Genomic DNA, 17,631 nt, shown 5'->3' with positions numbered 1-17,631 from the left:
ACGGCGGCTTTACGGATCTTTTCCGCCCTGACGGCGTTGGATTCGACTTGCAATGGGGCGGCATTGCGCATCGAATCCGCCTTGTCAGGACGAAAAATCCCTCGAAAATCCACTCGCCCAGATAAATGTCAACAGAGCCTAGACATCAGGGCTTGAAGTTTCTCAACTGTTTCTCTGCGGCTCGACGGTTCCCCTGTGTCGCGTAGACTGAGATGAAGCAGGGAATCGACACAGCCGAGCATGGCACAAGGCATGGCGCGCAGGAGTCCCGGTAAATCGGTTCTGGCTGCAGGCCAGTTGGGCTGCGTGCTTCGTTTAAATGACTTCTGACAGGTTGGAGCAATGCATTTCAAGTTACTGATCGCCCTTGTAGAGGACAGCAAGACCAGCGACATCCTGGTTGGTGCCAGGGATGCGGGCGCCACCGGCGCCACGGTTCTCAACCAGGCGAGAGGCGAGGGCCTGGTGAGGGCCAAGACCTTCTTCGGCATGAACCTGGAAACGCAGCGCGACATGCTGTTGTTTTTGGTCGAGGAACACCTGAGCAGGCAGATCCTGGAACATATCGCCGAGATCGGAGATTTCGACGAAACGCCGGGATCGGGGATCGTATTCCAGCTTGACGTGGAGGACGTCTTCGGCGTGACGCAGCAGATCCGCAGCCTGACGGATGTAGTGGAGGACAAACTGTGAGTGAAATGAAGAGAATCCCAGTCGAGGAGGTCATGTCCGACCGGTACGAGACCGTGGACCGCATGGTGACCGTGGTGGATGGCCTGCGAAAAATGAAACGAAAGAAGGCCGAGGCCCTGATCGTTGATCGTCGCCACGAGGACGATGAATACGGGATCGTGCTGTTTTCCGACATCGCCCGGAAGGTGCTGGCGAAGGATCGCGCCGCGGACCGTGTCAATATCTACGAGATCATGTCCAAGCCCGTCATCACGGTGAACAGTGATATGGACATACGCTACTGCGCCCGCCTGTTCGACAATTTCGGCCTGTCGTGTGCGCCGGTGGTAACAGATGGAAATCTGGTCGGGATCGTCAGCTACGCGGATATGGTTCTGCGAGGCTTCTGTGCGCAGTTGACGGAGGACGATTAGGCGATTGCCGGAAAATGACATACCAGATCGCGCCGGATTTTCGTTCGTCATCAAGACGCAACAACAGACGCATAGTCGAACTATGTCACTGGTGTTGCAACACAGAGGACGGACGAAAAGACAAGCAGGATGGTATGTTATTTGACAGAAATCGCCTTAGTAAGGCATGAAAAAGCCCGGCGGGGCCGGGCTAAATTTTGGAGAAATCTTGTTATTGTTTCCGGTTACTTGCGAGCACCCGGACCGTTTACCTCGAGACCGTTGCTCATGTAGGTATGAAAGTATTCGAGGGCACGATACTCTTCCCCCTGCAGCTTGAAGGGCTTGGCGCGAACCTGCTCGTTGCATCCCGCGTAACGTCGATGCAGTGTGCCGAGCCCCCCCCACTTGGAGCGATAGACGGGGAAATGGGTTGGCTGACCCAGGGCCGGACTCAGGAGGTCCGCCCGCACATAGCGGCCCGAGTAGTACACGTGACAATCGGCGCAAGCCATGTTGAGTTGCCCCCGCTTGGCGTAGAAAAAGTGCTTGCCCTTCTCGTACCAGTCCTCGGCGTCCTTGTTCGGGATCTCGACGTCGAACCTGCTGCCTCTGGAGGTGAATGCCATATAGGCGGAGATATCGGCGATTTCACCCTTGCCCAACCCAAGCGGCTCTTCCCCGTTCTTGGTGCGGCACTCGTTGATCGCCATCTCCAGCGTTACGACCTGGCTTGACGCCTCGTCGAAGTACGGGTAGTTCTGACGTACGTTCTTCCCGCCGTTGTCGAAGCAGTCCGCGTAGGTCTTCCCGTTTTTGAACGGCTTGTTGAAGAGTCCTTCTCCGTTCTCGATATTGATTTCGTAGGGCGGGAATTCCTCGATGGATTCCCACTGCTCCCGAGACGGCGGGTCGATTGAATACACGCCATTGATAAAGTCATCGAAGGGGGTATCCGGAAACTTACTCTTGAAGTAGGCCCGGAAGCTCTCCAGGTCTTCTTTGGGTGAGGCCAGCACAACCTGAGATCCCATAAGGGAGATCAGGAATGTGGCCGTGACGGTGGCAATAATGGCTTTCACTGAATCTCCTCCATCCTCGGAACTTTGATTTGGTGGGGCAACTGCGCCAAGGACCGGAAGTCCCGGCCCTTGCAGTGGTGCTGCAGCCTAACTTACCGATGCCTCGTCGCTGTCCTTTTCCCCTTTGTTGTCGGTCCAGGACACCGTGAGTTTGTCCCCTTTTTTGCCTGCATACTTGAATGACAGGTAGGGATTTTTAGATATGCTGCCACCCCAGTAGGCAGTCAGCTGTCGCTTGCCGTTCGAGTCCACGTCGACTTCCTGGATGAAATGTGCCGGAATCGGCTTCCCGGTCTTCTTGTCCTTGCGCAAGCCGGTTTCCATGGGATGGCTGATCAGCGCCTTGACGGTAACGACACCGCCGTCCTCTTTGGCGCGAACCTTGATTGAATTTGCCATGAGTGATTTTCCTCGAGAATGTATTCAGTTAAGGGAACTGTGATGATCGTCCGGGCACCAGGTCCGCCCAGTCGTTGCTCCGGGAGGTCCGACAATGACGGAACATCCGCTCCATCATTCGGGATTGCGCGCTCAACGCGCGGATCGCAGGTTTACGGCGCCCTAGCCGCCGCAACCACCGATGGTGACCTTGACTTCCTTCTTCGCGCTGTACAGCTTTCCATCGGCCTTGACGATCGCAAGCACGTTGGAGGTCTTGCCCATTTTGATGCGGGTGGAGATGAATGCCTCTGTCCCCTCACCGAGTTCAAAGGTCGAAGTCAGCGGGGTTGCATTCTGTTCGGCGATCAACGCGATCATCGATGCGCCGGCCATGCCGGTGCTCACGGTGATCGGGACCACCGCACCGTTCTCTGCGATGTCGGGGGCCTTGACGGTGATGTCGCTTGAAGCTTCGGTTTTGTCGCTGCCGACGGCGGCCGAAAGCGCGGCATCGACGGACTTGGCTTCGAAAGCGGACTGCGGCCATGCCGCCAGTATCGAGCGCGGGGTCAGCAAACCGGCTCCGACTGCAACGCCAACCGCTCCGGCAGCCAGGCTTCCCTTAAGGAATACTCTGCGTGTCTCATTCATCTGAATGTATCCTCCTGATCTCATGCTTAATCTGATGCTTAAAGTGTATAGATGAACTCGGTGATGGCATCGAGTTCATCGTCGCTGACGATCCCGTACTTAGCGAAAGGGGGCATGATCGTGTTCGGGTTGGCCTTGGTGGCATCCCCGATCTGAGCCTTGAGCTTGGCCTTGTCAGGAAATCTCGCCTTCATGGCAATGAGCGGCGGACCGATATTGCCTGGAAGCGTGCCTCCTTCGATAGCGTGGCAGGCAAGGCAGTTGCCTTTGCTTCTGTCGAAAGCCACCTCGCGACCCTTCTCGATGATGTCATCCTGGTTTGGCGCTGCCGCGACGCCCTGCGCGGTCAGGGCGATAGCGGCAAGCGTGACACTACCGAAAAGCGTGGCCGCAGATGCAGTCAGGGACAGGTGTTTGGCGGGTCTCCGCATTGTCTCCTCCTGATGGTTTATAGTGCCTTTATCAACTACAATGACTCGCTTCGGCGCCGACCTACCCCGATCGCGCATCTATGGTACGCCGAGTGGGGGTTTCTCTCCGTTCCTTGGTTATCGTGCCGTAGCACCCGGAACCACCGAAAAACAATCAGAAACGGCCGAGTATGCCAAACCCGGCAACACAGACCTAACCGGGGTCCGGACCTAGGGACAGTACGTCCAGAACCGACTACCAGATCACACAATCAGCCCCGGATAGATATCCGGCGCGTTGCTGCGTAGAATACCCGAGCGTAATCCAACTAAGGATACAGCTAAAAAAGCGTTTAGCAAGGGTGCTGGCGACCCCTGAAAGTAGGGCTGTTGCTATTTCTCCGCCAGTTCCTTCAGCTCTTTGCGTTCTGCACGAATCCGGGCCTGCGCAACGGGATTGATACCCTGACCCTGAAGCGCCAGTTCCAGTTGCTCCAGGGCCGCGCTGTAGTGGCCGTACTGCAGGTAGTAATCCGCCAGGGCCTCGTGACTGAGCCAGGGTTGTCCGGCCTGGGCGCCAGCTTCCGCCCGCAGTTTGTACAGTGCGGGGTTGCTGACGCGCTTGACGGGAATGGTATCAAGTACACGCAGGGCTTCGCCCCCCCGTTTCTGGTCCAGCAGGCTCTGGGCGAGATAGTAGACCACCGCTTCCTGGTTGGGGTAGATGTCATTAATGTCCTGCAGCAGTTCAACGGCCTGGGGCAGGCGCCAGCTCTTCATATACGCCTGTGCCAGGGCCAGCTGCAACCATAGGTTATCCGGGTCGGTCTGGAGCAGACGGTTCAGTATGGCGATGGCCTCGTCCGTGTCGCCGTTGCGAGTCAGTGCGATGGCATAGGCATAGGACTCGGTTCGGTCCAGTTCCTTCTTTCTGGCCTTGTCGATCAGCGCGGTCGGGGAGACGCCAAGGGCGACAAGTCTTGCCTTGGCGTATTGGAAGGTTTCCGTATCGTCCAGATATTGCCGCCTGCCCTGTGTGATGAGCTGTTCGGCCCGGTTGCGGGTGTCGCTGATCCGACTCAGGGTAACGGGATGGGTACTCAAGAACTCGAGCGTCGGTCCCGCGTTCAGCTGGTTGGCTTTCTGCAGCTTTTCGAAGAAGCTCGGCATGCCGTTGGGGTTGTAGCCGGCTGCGGTCAACAGTTGCATCCCTAACCGGTCGGCCTCGCGTTCGTTAGAGCGGGAAAACGCCAGTTGCGCCTGGGCGGATGCCGCAAGCGTACCCTGGATGCCCGCGGCCCCGAGGTTGGGGTCCAGCATGCCGGCGGCGATCGATGCCAGCACGCCCAGCGCGGTGGCGATGTTTATCGTGCCGGCATTGGCGTAGGTCCGCGCCATGTGGCGTTGTTCCACGTGCGCGATTTCGTGCGCAACAACGCCGGCCAGTTCGCTCTCGTTCGAGGCGCCCGTAAGGAGTCCGGTGTGTACCGCGATCACACCCCCCGGGGTGGCAAATGCGTTGATGCTGGGATCGTCGATCAGAAGGAAATGAAACTCGAGGTCGGAGTCCAGTCCTTCGGTGATCAGGCGAGTACCCAGGGACTGGATGTAGGTGTTCAGTTCCGGGTCTTCGACGATGGGGAATGAGTTCCTGATCTGGCCGAGAATGATCTTGCCGAGCTGCCGTTCCTCGGCTCGGCTCAGTACGGCACTGGCCGGATCCCCGATATCGGGAAGCACGATGTCCCGTTCCTCGGCGATCGGGTTTTCAGTCGCTGGCAAGCAGAACGCGAGCGACACGATGACAACCTTGAGCCAGCGCGAGATGTATCCGGAAGTCGGCATGGACTGTCAGGTGAATGTGTCCGGTCTGATCATAGGTCTTCATTGTGAAAATGGCCCAAACGGGGAATCCGCATCGAGGCCGGCTTCCCAGGGGGGGGGGCCGGACATGACATGGCGTCGGCGAGTCCGCACACCGGATGACCACGCGGCGCATAGCTACTGCGGCCCGCGGCTATTGGTCCGTGGCCGGTTGAAGCGACCTGACGCCCAGTCTCTTGAAAGCCACGATCGCTTGAAAGCATATTGCTGATCAACGTGTCACTGTAACCGCAGCATCGCTCGGCGTCGAGTCCGAGTCCGGTTCGGGTGGGAGACACACGTCGAGCGGTAGTCTTGACGGTGTACGGCCGTCGAACTCCATACGCGAGTTCAGGTGTACGAAGCACTCAAATGATTGTAAAATATTAACAATATCTAATATACTCAAGGGGTGCTTTTCAACATGGATCCGGTACGGGAAATCGATACCGCTACGCTCAAGCAGTGGATGGACGAGGGTCGAAATATCAGGCTCATCGACGTGCGTTCACCGATGGAAACCGGTCGCGGCCTGATCGCCGGATCGGAACTGTTGCCGCTGCATTTGCTGCCTTTGAAGATGATAGAGGTCGCCGAGGGGATCAGCGGCGACAATCCGGCCGTATTCGTGTGTCGAACCGGTGCCAGGTCTTTTCAGGCCGCGGCATTCCTGACCCAGCACGGATTCACCGACGTGTACAACCTGAAAGGTGGTGTGTTCGCGTGGGTTTCATCCGGAAATACGTTGGGCACTCCGAATTACTCCAACGCGGCCTGATGAGAAGCTAGGGTAAGTCCCTTCCCGATGACCGGTTCCCTTGCGTTTTGACAAGGCATCGAATATAAGTTCGTGCCCAACCGGAGTTTTCGGTAATACACTAATTTAAGGCAATAACATCAGTTAAGGAGTGGAACATGGCGGACTTTGACCAGGAACTGGACGCGACCGGGCTGAACTGTCCTTTGCCGATACTCAGGGCAAAGAAGGCTCTGGGCGGCATGGAATCGGGCCAGGTGCTTCATATCATTGCCACGGATCCCGGTTCAGTGAAGGATTTCGAGGCATTTTCAAAGCAGACTGGCAACGAGTTGATGGATTCTCGCGAGGAAGGTGGGAAATTCTATTTCCTGATGAAGAAGTCCTGAAGCGCACTTCCGGCGTGGTCCGGACCGCGCCGGTTGGATGGCGGACCATCAGCCACGTACCCGGTGTTGGCGGCGATCGTCCCGGCATTCTCCGTTTCTGCGAGTACGCCGGGGCCCGAACTGGCCAGCCTGGATTTCTGGTGATGCGGGCGATCGGGAAAAACCGTCGATGAGGTGAGAGGCATCGCGTACACCGATCGCGCGCAGACCGGGTGGCATGGCAGCCTCTGTGAATCAACGACACACCGATACTCACGCGGTGTTTTCCCGGGTACTACGAACCGCTCCAGGCCACGGACCGGGAGCCGGCACGAACCCCGCCTCCGTTACCTTTTCAACCAGGGGTCCGATGCCTGCATGGAGATTGGCGGCAGGTGTCCCGGAAGACCCCGCGTCTGGCGTTATGATGATTCGATGAGGCACATAGTATCCCTGCTGCTCGAGAATGAAGCAGGCGCGCTTTCGCGTGTCTCCGGGTTGTTCTCTGCCCGCGGCTACAATATCGAGTCACTGACCGTCGCAACCACCGATGATCCGTCGCTGTCTCGCATGACGGTTGTCACTAGCGGTAGCGAAGAGGTGATTTCCCAGATTGTCAAGCAACTCAACAAACTCGTCGATGTCGTGAAACTGATGGACATGACGGAGTTCGATCACATCGAGCGGGAAATGATGCTGCTGAAGGTGATTGCCCGTGGAGAGGATCGTGAGGAGATCAAGCGCCTGGCCGACATCTTTCGAGGACGTATCATCGACGTCGACGAGAAGACATACACGATCGAGCTGACGGGAACTGGCGCGAAGCTGGAGGCATTGATCCGGGCGCTGGGTTCCCGATCCATCCTTGAAGTGGTCCGTTCGGGTGTCATGGCGATCGCCAGGGGCGATGCCGTCCTGAAATACTAGGCATTTCCGGTCAACGGCACAGTGTGTCCCGTTGCCTGCCGGTAGCCCTGCCGTGGCCCCGGTTTCTGTCGTCATCCCGGATGAAGCAGATTCGCAGGATTTCCGTGACTCGGTAGTCCGCGGGAGCCTGCGCAAACAGCACTAAGGAGAATGGAGATGAATATCTACTATGACAAAGACGTCGACCTTTCGGTCATCCAGGAGCGCCGCGTCTCGATTATCGGCTATGGCTCCCAGGGCCATGCCCATGCGAACAATCTCAAGGAATCCGGGGTAGAGGTGACCGTCGGTCTGCGACCGGGATCTGCCTCCGAGGCCAAGGCGATCGGTGCCGGACTGACGGTCAAGTCCATCCCGGAGGCGGTGCGGGAGGCGGATTTGGTCATGGTCCTGGCGCCCGACGAGCATCAGGCCGCCCTCTACCGCGACGAGGTCGAGCCGAATATCGGACAAGGCGCCGCACTGGCGTTTGCCCATGGGTTCAATATCCACTTCCAGCAAATTGCACCGCGAGAGGATCTCGATGTGTTGATGGTGGCGCCTAAGGGCCCGGGGCATCTTGTCAGGTCGACCTATACCGAAGGGGGCGGCGTTCCAAGTCTGATCGCGGTCTACCGTGATGCTTCCGGTCAGGCGAAGGAGATTGCCCTGTCGTATGCGTCGGCCAACGGTGGAGGCCGTGCAGGCATCATCGAGACGACGTTCCGTGAGGAGACGGAGACTGACCTGTTCGGAGAGCAGGCGGTCCTGTGCGGCGGGGCTACCGCGCTGGTGCAGGCGGGCTTCGAGACGCTGGTAGAGGCGGGATACGCCCCCGAGATGGCGTACTTCGAGTGCCTGCACGAACTGAAGCTCATTGTCGACCTGATGTACGAGGGCGGCATCGCAAACATGCGTTACTCGATCTCGAATACGGCCGAGTATGGCGACATGACGCGCGGGCCCCGGGTCGTGAACGCCGGGACAAAAGCGGAGATGGGGCGAATCCTGAAGGAGATCCAGAACGGCGAGTTCGCGCGCGAGTTCATACTCGAGAACCAGTCTGGCGCGCCGGTACTCAAGGCGGGTCGCCGTCTGTCGGCGGAACACCCCATCGAGGAGGTCGGGTCGCGCCTGCGTGCAATGATGCCCTGGATCAGCGAACGCAGGATCGTGGATAAATCCAGGAATTGACAGACCCCGCCAACATGCCCTTCGCGCTGGCGGCCGGTCCATCCCCGTTCGCTGCTGCGTTGCGCTGGCATCAGCGGTCTATACCCGTCGCGGACAGGTTTTCACGAGAAAGTGCGTGTCATATTCGTTTCGTGGCAAGGCGCGATGACGCGTAATAGCCGCTCTATTGCAAGGAATCGCAACGCCGCCACGGGACGAAGAGGGCGTGCGAATGCCGGGGAAACCTGTCCGTGACGGGTATATATCCGTTGTGCCCCGGGGCGAGGGTAGAAGCGATCTGATGGCGGAACAGCAAGAAAACGGCGGTGCCCGCAGGGGGATCTATCTGCTGCCGAACCTTTTCACAACTGCCGCGATGTTCGCGGGGTTTTATGCGATCGTCGCAGCGATGGGGGGGCGCTTCGAAGCCGCGGCTGTCGCCGTGTACGTTGCCATGCTGCTCGATGGCGTGGACGGCAGGATCGCGAGGTGGACCAACACCTCCAGCGAGTTCGGCGCGCAGTACGATTCCCTGTCGGATATGGTGTCCTTCGGGCTGGCGCCCGCCCTTGTCCTGTACGAATGGGCGCTGGTTTACATGAACAGTGTTGGCTGGGGCTGGGCCAAACTGGGCTGGCTGGCGGCGTTTTTCTACACGGCGGCCGCGGCGTTGCGGCTGGCGCGGTTCAACACCCTGTCCGGTGTGTCCGACAAGCGATACTTCCAGGGTCTGCCGAGCCCTTCTGCCGCGGCCTTGACCACGGGGATGGTATGGGTCTGGCACGACCTGGGCATTCCGGGGGAAGACGGCAGGGTTCTGGCATTCCTGCTCGTCATCGCCGCTGGCAGCCTGATGGTGAGCCGGTTCAGCTACTACAGCTTCAAGGACTTCCATCCGCGACACCGCGTTTCGTTTCTCGCGGTCCTGGCCATCGTCCTGGCGTTCATGTTCACCGCCATGGACCCACCCAAGGTCCTGTTCACCGGGTTCGCCGTCTACGCGCTGTCGGGTCCGGTGCTGTATCTGCTGCGCCTGCGCAGGTGCAGACCCAAGACATCCACGCCGAGCAAGTGATGGAGAATCCTTGGCAATTGGGTGACAAGGGCCTATATTAAACCAATGCTCCATTTCGCGTTCAGGGTTGTCCATTTCCCGTTGCCGTCCCCGTGCGGCAAACGCTTCTCGTCGTTCCCCGGTGCTTCAGAACTGCTGTCCGTCCTTCGACTGCCGCACTAGCGGCACATATTCGCCTGGCGAGGCTTTACGCACAGCATTCAATCCCATTCAGAATCGGTCGCACCGGCAACTTTCCCGTGTGCGGCCCTCAGGACAAGCAGAGGACCGACATGACGGCAAAAGAGCAGTTGATCATTTTCGATACGACCTTGAGGGACGGGGAGCAGAGTCCCGGGGCGTCGATGACTCGGGATGAGAAGATTCGCATCGCGCGTTCGCTGGAGCGGATGCAGGTGGATGTGATCGAGGCAGGATTTCCCATCGCCAGTCCGGGGGACTTCGAGTCCGTCAAGGCGGTGGCGGAGACGGTTCGTGAGAGCACGGTATGCGGGCTCGCCCGGGCGCTGGACAAGGATATCGATCGAGCCGGCGAGGCGCTGGCAAACGCCGAGCGCGCGCGGATACACACGTTCATCGCCACGTCTGCGATCCACATGAAATCCAAGCTGCGCATGACCCCGGACCAGGTCGTCGATCAGGCGGTCTCCGCAGTCAAGCGGGCGCGCCGGTACACGGACAACATCGAGTTCTCGCCGGAAGATGCCGGGCGATCGGAACCCGATTTCCTGTGCCGGGTCATCGAGAGCGTGGTCGATGCAGGGGCCACGACGATCAATATCCCCGACACGGTCGGGTACAACATTCCGCAGCAGTTCGGCGAACTGGTCGCCCAGTTGATCGAGCGCGTACCCAACTCGGACAAGGCGGTCTTCTCGGTGCACTGCCACAACGATCTCGGTCTCGCGGTGGCCAACTCGCTGTCCGCGGTTCTCAACGGCGCGAGACAGGTCGAGTGTACGATCAACGGGCTCGGCGAGCGGGCCGGGAACGCCTCGCTGGAGGAGATCGTAATGACCGTCCGCACGCGCCAGGATGTCTTTCCCTGCGATACGCGAATCGATACGACGCAGATCGTGCCGACCTCACGACTGGTCTCGACGGTCACCGGGTTTGCGGTTCAGCCCAACAAAGCGATCGTCGGTGCGAACGCATTCGCCCACGAATCCGGAATCCATCAGGACGGGGTGCTGAAGTCGCGCGAGACCTACGAGATCATGCGCGCCCAGGACGTCGGCTGGCTGGAGAACCGAATCGTGCTGGGCAAGCATTCAGGGCGGAACGCGTTTCGCGCCAGGCTGGCGGAGATCGGTATAGAGCTCTCCTCTGAGCAGGAGCTGAACGATGCGTTTGCCAGGTTCAAGGTTCTCGCGGACAAGAAGCACGATATCTACGATGAGGACCTTCAGACGCTGGTGTCGGAGACCGAGTCGGCGACCTACGAGGACCTCTACCGGCTGGTTTCCCTGAAGGTGTGTTCGGAGACTGGTGAGGTCCCGTATGCGATCGTCACCCTATCCGCCGAGGGCGACGAGACCAGCGGTGAATCCAAGGGCAGCGGTCCGGTGGATGCGGCATTCAAGGCAGTCGAGTCGATCGTCGACAGCCGGGCGTCGTTGCAGATCTATTCCGTCAACGCCATCACCGGGGGCACGGATGCGCAGGGCGAGGTGACGGTCCGCCTGGAGAAGGGCGGGCGTATCGTCAACGGGCAGGGGGCCGATACCGATATCGTCATCGCCTCGGCGAAGGCCTATCTCAACGCCCTGAACAAGCTTGCGCAACGGGTGCGGCGGGCCCATCCCCAGATTGAGCATATCTGAGGCCGCCGCCATGAGAATCGTGTACACGGGGTGTGCGGGTATGGCGGGCCGTGGCATTGGGGATCGATAAGGTGTCGGCGCCGGAACCCGATCTCCGCCAACTCGCCTACCTCGAGGCCCTTGGGGTCCCGGTCTGGGTGCGCAGGAAACCGGGAGATGTTTCGGCAGCTACACCCCCGCGGGAGGTGGTTCGACCGCCAGGTGCGCCGGAACATGGGAGTGCCGCGACGCTCCCGCCGTCGGACCCGGTGCTTCGGGCGCCAGGCGAACCGACCGTCGAATCGATGGACTGGGACGATCTGCAGCGGACGGTTCCGTCCTGCACCCTCTGTGCCCTGCATCGTACCCGCAAGCGGACGGTGTTCGGTACCGGGAACCGCGAGGCGCGATGGCTGTTCATCGGGGAGGCGCCCGGCGCCGACGAGGACCGTCAGGGAGAGCCGTTCGTCGGTCGTGCGGGCCAGCTTCTGACCAACATGATCCGGGCGCTGGGTTATCGGCGCGAGGCGGTCTATATCGCGAACATCCTCAAGTGCCGCCCCCCCGGTAACCGGGACCCAGCGCCGGAAGAGTCTCTCAGGTGCCGACCCTATCTGCGGCGGCAGATCGCGCTGTTGTCCCCCGGGATTATCGTGACACTGGGACGCGTGGCCTCCCAGAACCTCCTGCAGACCGATCGACCGATCTCGCAACTGCGCGGCAGGCCGCATCAGTACGAGGAGACCGGGATTCCCGTCGTGGTGACCTACCATCCGGCGTATCTGCTGCGCAGCCCGACCGAAAAGCGTAAGGCCTGGGAGGATCTGCGAATGGCGCGCTCGCTGCTGCTGGCGAAGGTCTGAGCAGCGGGTTTCCGGTGTCCGAACTGTACAGGCGAGATGATGCCCCGTGAACGACAGAACGGGAGAAAACGTTCGGTGAGCGCCGCCGTCAGGGCCCCGGACTTCATCATTCGTGCGATGCGCCCGGTGGATCTGCGGGCAATCCTGGAGATCGAGTCCCGCGCCTATGCGCATCCCTGGACGGAAGGGATCTTCAGGGACTGCATGCGGTGGGGATACTCCGGCCTGGTATGCCACTCGGGGAAAGAGATCCTGGCCTACGGCATTTTGTCTCTCGGGGCCGGCGAGTGCCACATCCTGAACCTCTGCGTCCGTCCGGATCGACACGGCCAAGGCATTGGCCGTACGCTGCTGCGCCGGCTGCTGAGCGTCGCGCGTCTCCAGGGCGCCGATACGGTGTTCCTGGAGGTCAGGGAATCGAACGAACCGGCGATCGGCCTGTATCTGTCAGAAGGTTTCTGCGAGATCGGCCGGCGACGCGGTTACTACCCCTCGGTAACCGGACGCGAGGACGCACTGGTGTTCGCGCGTGTCCTCTAGCGTTGTCCGCTGTGGTGGGTGCGAAGCTGCCTGCGCCACCCGCTTCGGGGAGCGCCGCGATTCCGGCCGGTGCGATGCGGCGGGTATAATCCCCGGTTTGCCATTTCGATAGAACGGATATGTCCACCCACACCGAAGAAACGGGGAAACGGCGTAGCTTCGCCATCATCTCTCATCCTGATGCGGGGAAAACCACCCTGACCGAGAAACTTTTGCTCTACGGTGGGGCCATCCAGCTCGCGGGTACCGTCAAGGGACGCAAGGCGTCGCGACATGCGACCTCGGACTGGATGGCGCTGGAAAAGCAGCGCGGCATATCCGTGACCAGTTCCGTGATGCAGTTTCCGTATCATGAGCGGATCGTCAATCTTCTCGATACGCCCGGTCACGAAGATTTTTCCGAGGACACCTACCGCACGTTGACGGCGGTCGATTCGGCCCTGATGGTGATCGATGCCGCCAAGGGGGTCGAGGCGCGTACCGTGAAACTGATGGAGGTGTGCCGGCTGCGGGACACGCCCATCATGACCTTCATCAACAAGCTGGATCGGGAGGGCCGCGAATCGATCGAACTGCTTGATGAGATCGAGTCGGTCCTAGACATTCAGTGCGCGCCGGTGACCTGGCCAATCGGGATGGGCAAGCGGTTCCGGGGGGTATTCCATATTGCCGACGATCGCGTCCATCTGTTCAAACCGGCGCACGGCGGACGGGTCCAGGAGGGGGAGGTCATCGACGGGTTGGGCAATCCCCGACTGGACGAGGTCCTCGGTCCGCAGGCCGGGGAGTTGCGCGAGGAGATCGAACTGGTAAGGGGGGCGAGTCACGAGTTCGTCCTCGACGATTATCTCGCGGGGCGGCAGACACCCGTGTTCTTCGGCTCGGCAATCAACAATTTCGGTGTTCGGGAACTGCTCGACCGGTTCGTGGTTGATGCGCCGGCGCCGTTGAAGGGAAACACGCGCAGCCGGGACGTGGATCCGCACGAGCCCCGCTTCACCGGATTCGTGTTCAAGATCCAGGCGAACATGGACCCGCAGCACAGAGACCGTATCGCCTTCGTGCGGATCTGCTCGGGGTCGTTTCGCAAGGGAATGAAACTGCGGCATGTCCGCATCGCCCGCGACGTCAAGGTGTCGGACGCGCTAACCTTCATGGCCTCCGACCGCGAACACGTTGATACGGCATACCCCGGGGACATCATCGGACTGCACAACCACGGCACCATCCGCATCGGAGACACCTTTACCGAAGGCGAAGAACTCGCCTTCACAGGAATCCCGAATTTCGCGCCCGAATTGTTCCGCCGCGCCCAGCTCAGGGACCCGCTGAAGCTCAAGGCGTTGCAGAAGGGGCTGATCCAGCTCTGCGAGGAAGGCGCCACGCAGTTGTTTCGGCCCCTGATCGGTAACGATCTGATTCTGGGAGCCGTGGGCGTGCTGCAGTTCGATGTGGTCGCCCACCGGTTGCAGTCCGAGTACAACGCCGACTGCTTCTTCGAGCCCGTCAATGTCAACGCGGCGCGCTGGATTCTTTGCGAAGACGCGGAGATGCTGCAGCGTTTCAGAGACAAGGCGGCGGCGCACCTCGCGCTCGATCACGCGGGGGATCTGGTCTATATCGCCCCGACGCGCATCAACCTGCAGATGACCGAGGAGAAGTGGCCGGAGATCCGGTTTCAGGAGACGCGTGAACACGGGCTCTATGCATAGCGGGGGGTCGATCGTGTCGCGTCCGCCGTGCAGCAGTGGGTAGACAGCGGCGAAGCCTAACCCCGGAACGACGCGATGGGCTTGTCGGGTGACCAATGCGATGAGGGATTCATCGCCTTCTCCCCGAGGATGGAGCCGGGATCCGCCAAGTTTACGGAGTGTATAGGCTAGAATACAAATTACGCGCAGATAACAAGGGCCGTCATGAACGACCTGAAATCCGCTTTCTCACATTATTTTGAGGTAGTTCCAGCAGCGACACCGGAGCTGCTGGACGAGGTATTTCGCCTGCGCTACCAGGTCTACTGCCACGAGATCCATTTGCCGGATTTCGAGGAATGGCGCTACCCCGACGGCAGGGAGCGTGACGAGTTCGATCCGCACTCCGTTCATTGCATGTTGCGTCACCGGCCGACCCTGGCGGTGGCTGGCGCGGTTCGTCTTGTGCTGCCCAACCCCGAAGATGCCGCGCTTCCGTTTCCCCTGGAGGAATTTGCCGGGAACCGGATCGACGTCGATCTGATGAGAGACCTGCCGCGCGAAACCACGGCGGAAATCTCGCGATTGATTCTGAGCGCCCGGTTTCGCCAGCGCAAGGACGAGAGATCCTCCCGCTTCGGTAACGATCTAAACATCAGGGAAGGACGAGGGCGAGAGGGTCGTCCGACCTTTCCTCATCCGGTCCTGGGCCTGATGGCGGCCGCGCTCCGGTTGACCGCCGAACGAAACGTCACTCACTGGCTGGCGGGGATGGAGCCCGGTCTGAATCGCCTGCTGTCCCGGTTTGGGCTGGATCTCTTGCCGATCGGTCCGGTTGTGGAATATCACGGCAAGCGCAGGCCCTACCTGGGCGTGGTCTCGGATATCAATGCGAAGGCCTATCACAAACACAGGGATATCTGGGATCTGCTTACGGAGGGCGGTCGACTGTATCCGCCGCCGGAGAACTGACCGCGTGAACCCGGTTCGACCTGCCCGGCAATCCCTCCCGACGGCTGCCCGACAGGGTATCTGTTCTCTGGTGATCTGTGTGCTTTGCGGCATCGTAGGGCCGGGGTTTGCCCAGGAGGTCGTTGTAAACCCCGACATCTCCGTAACGACGCTTGACGTAAACACGTTGCGGTCAATCTTCGGCATGCGTCAGTCGACGTGGCCCGACGGCTCCCCGATTCGTGTCTACGTGCTGGACGACGGGTCCGACATCCACGGCCACTTTGCCAAGAACAAGCTGAATATTTTTCCATACCAACTCGAGCAGGCGTGGGACCGGCTCGTGTTCTCCGGTACGGGCCAGGCCCCGTCCAGGGTGAAAACCCTGGACGAAATGCACGAACGGGTCGCCGCCACGCCGGGCGCGATCGGATACCTTCCGAAAGACTGGATCGACAACGAGGTTGCGGTCGTCAGGGTGGACAAGCCATGAGGGGAGCCTGTTCGTCATGGCTGGCCGGCAGAGGGGGGCCGGGCGCGGTATTTCGGTCGGAGAAGGGTTCGGTCCCCGGGAATGGGCTGCGGGTTCTGTCCCCTGCCGGCGTCGTGTTGGCGCTACTTGCAATGACCGCGACCACGGTATCCCGGGCGGAGAACCCCCTGCCGGAAAACTTCCAGATCCACGTGTTTGCCGCCCAGAACGCGGTCATCACCTCGGCAAACAATCTGTTCGGCGATACGGACCACCACGTCTCATTCGACTTTCGGGAGTTCGGCCTCAACGGGTCGTGGCGTCCGCGGAACGATATCCTGCTGGCCGGGCAGGGGACGTATCGCCTGGCGGGCAACACCGACGACGGCAGCGTGCGGCTCGACTACGGATTGATCGACTACTCGCCATTCTCGACCCCTGAGTACAAGGTAGGCGTGCGGGGGGGACGGCTCCTCAATCCCCTGGGTTTTTACAACGAGACGCGCGATGTGGCGTTCACGCGTCCCAGTATCCTTCTGCCCCAGTCCATCTACTTCGACCGGACCCGGGACCTCGCGCTCTCGGCCGACGGTGGGCAGCTCTACGGCGATTATTATTCGAAATGGGGCGATTTCTACCTCCAGGCGGGCGTCGGTTATCCCAGGGCAGGGGCTACGGGAGTGGAGGGCGCGCTGCTCGGTTCTGATCACCCCGGCGAGCTCGTAGGCGATCTCTCCTTTCTGGGAAGGCTTCTTTACGAGCGCGACGGCGGGCGCTTGCGGCTCGCCGTCTCCGGGGCACTGGAAAAGCAGCATTACGAACCGGGTGGACCGTCTGATCCCCTGCCCGCGGGAGATATCACGTTTTTTCCGATCATCTTTTCCGCGCAGTACAACGCGGAGAAATGGAGTCTGACCAGCGAGTTCGGTCCCCGGGGATTTACCAGGGACGGATTCGGCGGATCCTCCGCAACCACGATAGGGGAGAGCGCCTATGTCGAGGGGTTGTACCGGTTCACCCCGAAGTGGGAGGCCTTCCTGCGCTATGACGTACTGTTCACCGACGGCGGCGATCGTGACGGTAAGGAGTTCGAGGCGCAGACGGGAGTGCCGAATTTCTATCGCTTCGCCAAAGACATGACGGCCGGCGCCACCTGGCGATTCAATCGCTGGCTCCTGGCGAGGGCGGAATATCACTATGTCAACGGTACCGCATGGTTGCCGCTCGAAGACAATCCGAATCCTGCCGATATCGAACAGTACTGGTCGATATTCGCTTTACAGATTGCGCTCAGGTACTGATAAACTCTGGCTGGTTCGGTCAAGGATCGGCCTCGACTGCGGCGCGATGGGGCGCCCCAAACTCATCCCCCTCCGGCAGGTTGCTGGCGGCGGAGCGGATGTCCAGGAGCCTGTCGGGTTTAGGCGATTTCTGTCAAATGACATACCATCCTGCTTGTCTTTTCGTCCGTCCTCTGTGTTGTGACAACAGTGACATAGATCCACTATGCGCCTGTTGTCGCGCCTTGATGACGAACGAAAATCCGGCGCAATCTGGTATG

The 17,631-nt window shown here is 60.2% G+C and carries 19 protein-coding genes; 14 read left to right on the top strand and 5 right to left on the bottom strand.

The genetic code is table 11. The annotated features are described in order from the left end of the window. The first annotated feature begins 342 nt into the window (after window positions 1-342). On the top strand, window positions 343-693 hold the full coding sequence (locus LJE91_01340; protein MCG6867401.1) for a P-II family nitrogen regulator: 351 nt from the start codon (window positions 343-345) through the stop codon (window positions 691-693). Then, window positions 690-1,106, top strand: coding sequence for a CBS domain-containing protein (locus LJE91_01335; GenBank protein MCG6867400.1), 417 nt, complete (start codon window positions 690-692; stop codon window positions 1,104-1,106). The genes LJE91_01340 and LJE91_01335 overlap by 4 nt, the downstream gene beginning before the upstream one ends. A 224-nt stretch (window positions 1,107-1,330) precedes the next feature. Here the strand turns inward: LJE91_01335 and soxA are convergent, their stop codons facing one another. From soxA to LJE91_01310, 5 genes are all read right to left on the bottom strand, one after another. Continuing rightward, the gene (soxA, locus tag LJE91_01330; protein ID MCG6867399.1) at window positions 1,331-2,167 is read right to left on the bottom strand and encodes a sulfur oxidation c-type cytochrome SoxA; all 837 of its coding nucleotides are present in this window, start codon (window positions 2,165-2,167) and stop codon (window positions 1,331-1,333) included. A gap of 87 nt (window positions 2,168-2,254) precedes the next feature. Then, window positions 2,255-2,566, bottom strand: coding sequence for a thiosulfate oxidation carrier complex protein SoxZ (gene soxZ, locus LJE91_01325; protein ID MCG6867398.1), 312 nt, complete (start codon window positions 2,564-2,566; stop codon window positions 2,255-2,257). Between the two features lie 162 nt (window positions 2,567-2,728). After that, complete coding sequence (gene soxY, locus LJE91_01320; GenBank protein MCG6867397.1) at window positions 2,729-3,199, bottom strand: thiosulfate oxidation carrier protein SoxY; 471 nt, start codon at window positions 3,197-3,199, stop codon at window positions 2,729-2,731. A 38-nt stretch (window positions 3,200-3,237) separates the two neighbouring features. Continuing rightward, window positions 3,238-3,630, bottom strand: coding sequence for a sulfur oxidation c-type cytochrome SoxX (soxX, locus tag LJE91_01315; protein MCG6867396.1), 393 nt, complete (start codon window positions 3,628-3,630; stop codon window positions 3,238-3,240). Between the two features lie 372 nt (window positions 3,631-4,002). Further along, window positions 4,003-5,454: a M48 family metalloprotease gene (locus tag LJE91_01310; protein ID MCG6867395.1), complete on the bottom strand. Its 1,452-nt coding sequence runs from the start codon at window positions 5,452-5,454 to the stop codon at window positions 4,003-4,005. 442 nt (window positions 5,455-5,896) lie between these two features. Between LJE91_01310 and LJE91_01305 the strand changes: the two genes are divergently transcribed. From LJE91_01305 to LJE91_01250, 12 genes are all read left to right on the top strand, one after another. After that, the gene (locus tag LJE91_01305; protein MCG6867394.1) at window positions 5,897-6,250 is read left to right on the top strand and encodes a rhodanese-like domain-containing protein; all 354 of its coding nucleotides are present in this window, start codon (window positions 5,897-5,899) and stop codon (window positions 6,248-6,250) included. A gap of 137 nt (window positions 6,251-6,387) precedes the next feature. Further along, entirely contained in the window at window positions 6,388-6,618 is a 231-nt protein-coding gene (locus LJE91_01300) for a sulfurtransferase TusA family protein (GenBank protein ID MCG6867393.1), read from the top strand. A 414-nt stretch (window positions 6,619-7,032) separates the two neighbouring features. Beyond that, entirely contained in the window at window positions 7,033-7,524 is a 492-nt protein-coding gene (ilvN, locus tag LJE91_01295) for an acetolactate synthase small subunit (protein ID MCG6867392.1), read from the top strand. A 156-nt stretch (window positions 7,525-7,680) separates the two neighbouring features. After that, window positions 7,681-8,697, top strand: coding sequence for a ketol-acid reductoisomerase (gene ilvC, locus LJE91_01290; GenBank protein MCG6867391.1), 1,017 nt, complete (start codon window positions 7,681-7,683; stop codon window positions 8,695-8,697). Window positions 8,698-8,977: 280 nt separating this feature from the next. Next, window positions 8,978-9,751 carry a CDP-diacylglycerol--serine O-phosphatidyltransferase gene (gene pssA / locus LJE91_01285; GenBank protein ID MCG6867390.1) on the top strand — a complete coding sequence of 258 codons (774 nt, stop codon included), beginning with the start codon at window positions 8,978-8,980 and terminating at the stop codon, window positions 9,749-9,751. A 272-nt stretch (window positions 9,752-10,023) separates the two neighbouring features. Beyond that, on the top strand, window positions 10,024-11,574 hold the full coding sequence (locus LJE91_01280) for a 2-isopropylmalate synthase (GenBank protein ID MCG6867389.1): 1,551 nt from the start codon (window positions 10,024-10,026) through the stop codon (window positions 11,572-11,574). A 71-nt stretch (window positions 11,575-11,645) separates the two neighbouring features. Beyond that, complete coding sequence (locus LJE91_01275; GenBank protein ID MCG6867388.1) at window positions 11,646-12,416, top strand: uracil-DNA glycosylase; 771 nt, start codon at window positions 11,646-11,648, stop codon at window positions 12,414-12,416. Window positions 12,417-12,533: 117 nt separating this feature from the next. Beyond that, window positions 12,534-12,956 (top strand): ribosomal protein S18-alanine N-acetyltransferase, encoded by a 423-nt coding sequence (gene rimI, locus LJE91_01270; protein ID MCG6867387.1) that lies wholly within the window; start codon window positions 12,534-12,536, stop codon window positions 12,954-12,956. Window positions 12,957-13,075: 119 nt separating this feature from the next. Further along, window positions 13,076-14,668, top strand: coding sequence for a peptide chain release factor 3 (locus tag LJE91_01265; protein MCG6867386.1), 1,593 nt, complete (start codon window positions 13,076-13,078; stop codon window positions 14,666-14,668). 204 nt (window positions 14,669-14,872) lie between these two features. Next, window positions 14,873-15,619 (top strand): PEP-CTERM/exosortase system-associated acyltransferase, encoded by a 747-nt coding sequence (locus LJE91_01260; GenBank protein MCG6867385.1) that lies wholly within the window; start codon window positions 14,873-14,875, stop codon window positions 15,617-15,619. 91 nt (window positions 15,620-15,710) lie between these two features. Then, window positions 15,711-16,091, top strand: coding sequence for a hypothetical protein (locus tag LJE91_01255; GenBank protein ID MCG6867384.1), 381 nt, complete (start codon window positions 15,711-15,713; stop codon window positions 16,089-16,091). A gap of 131 nt (window positions 16,092-16,222) precedes the next feature. Next, window positions 16,223-17,371: a hypothetical protein gene (locus LJE91_01250; GenBank protein ID MCG6867383.1), complete on the top strand. Its 1,149-nt coding sequence runs from the start codon at window positions 16,223-16,225 to the stop codon at window positions 17,369-17,371. The last annotated feature ends 260 nt before the right edge of the window (window positions 17,372-17,631 follow it).

The organism is Gammaproteobacteria bacterium, assembly GCA_022340215.1.
Classification (GTDB): Bacteria; Pseudomonadota; Gammaproteobacteria; order JAJDOJ01; family JAJDOJ01; genus JAJDOJ01.
This window is presented reverse-complemented; position numbering and strand designations above follow the sequence as displayed.

What these genes read in the sequence shown, in the direction of transcription:
- LJE91_01305 (MCG6867394.1), top strand. Translation starts at nt 5,897, where the DNA reads ATGGATCCGGTACGGGAAATCGATACCGCTACGCTCAAGCAGTGGATG.
- ilvN (MCG6867392.1), top strand. Translation starts at nt 7,033, where the DNA reads ATGAGGCACATAGTATCCCTGCTGCTCGAGAATGAAGCAGGCGCGCTT.
- LJE91_01265 (MCG6867386.1), top strand. Translation starts at nt 13,076, where the DNA reads ATGTCCACCCACACCGAAGAAACGGGGAAACGGCGTAGCTTCGCCATC.
- LJE91_01250 (MCG6867383.1), top strand. Translation starts at nt 16,223, where the DNA reads ATGACCGCGACCACGGTATCCCGGGCGGAGAACCCCCTGCCGGAAAAC.
- rimI (MCG6867387.1), top strand. Translation starts at nt 12,534, where the DNA reads ATGCGCCCGGTGGATCTGCGGGCAATCCTGGAGATCGAGTCCCGCGCC.
- LJE91_01310 (MCG6867395.1), bottom strand. Translation starts at nt 5,454, where the DNA reads ATGCCGACTTCCGGATACATCTCGCGCTGGCTCAAGGTTGTCATCGTG.
- LJE91_01260 (MCG6867385.1), top strand. Translation starts at nt 14,873, where the DNA reads ATGAACGACCTGAAATCCGCTTTCTCACATTATTTTGAGGTAGTTCCA.
- LJE91_01340 (MCG6867401.1), top strand. Translation starts at nt 343, where the DNA reads ATGCATTTCAAGTTACTGATCGCCCTTGTAGAGGACAGCAAGACCAGC.
- LJE91_01300 (MCG6867393.1), top strand. Translation starts at nt 6,388, where the DNA reads ATGGCGGACTTTGACCAGGAACTGGACGCGACCGGGCTGAACTGTCCT.
- pssA (MCG6867390.1), top strand. Translation starts at nt 8,978, where the DNA reads ATGGCGGAACAGCAAGAAAACGGCGGTGCCCGCAGGGGGATCTATCTG.
- soxZ (MCG6867398.1), bottom strand. Translation starts at nt 2,566, where the DNA reads ATGGCAAATTCAATCAAGGTTCGCGCCAAAGAGGACGGCGGTGTCGTT.
- ilvC (MCG6867391.1), top strand. Translation starts at nt 7,681, where the DNA reads ATGAATATCTACTATGACAAAGACGTCGACCTTTCGGTCATCCAGGAG.
- soxY (MCG6867397.1), bottom strand. Translation starts at nt 3,199, where the DNA reads ATGAATGAGACACGCAGAGTATTCCTTAAGGGAAGCCTGGCTGCCGGA.
- soxX (MCG6867396.1), bottom strand. Translation starts at nt 3,630, where the DNA reads ATGCGGAGACCCGCCAAACACCTGTCCCTGACTGCATCTGCGGCCACG.
- LJE91_01280 (MCG6867389.1), top strand. Translation starts at nt 10,024, where the DNA reads ATGACGGCAAAAGAGCAGTTGATCATTTTCGATACGACCTTGAGGGAC.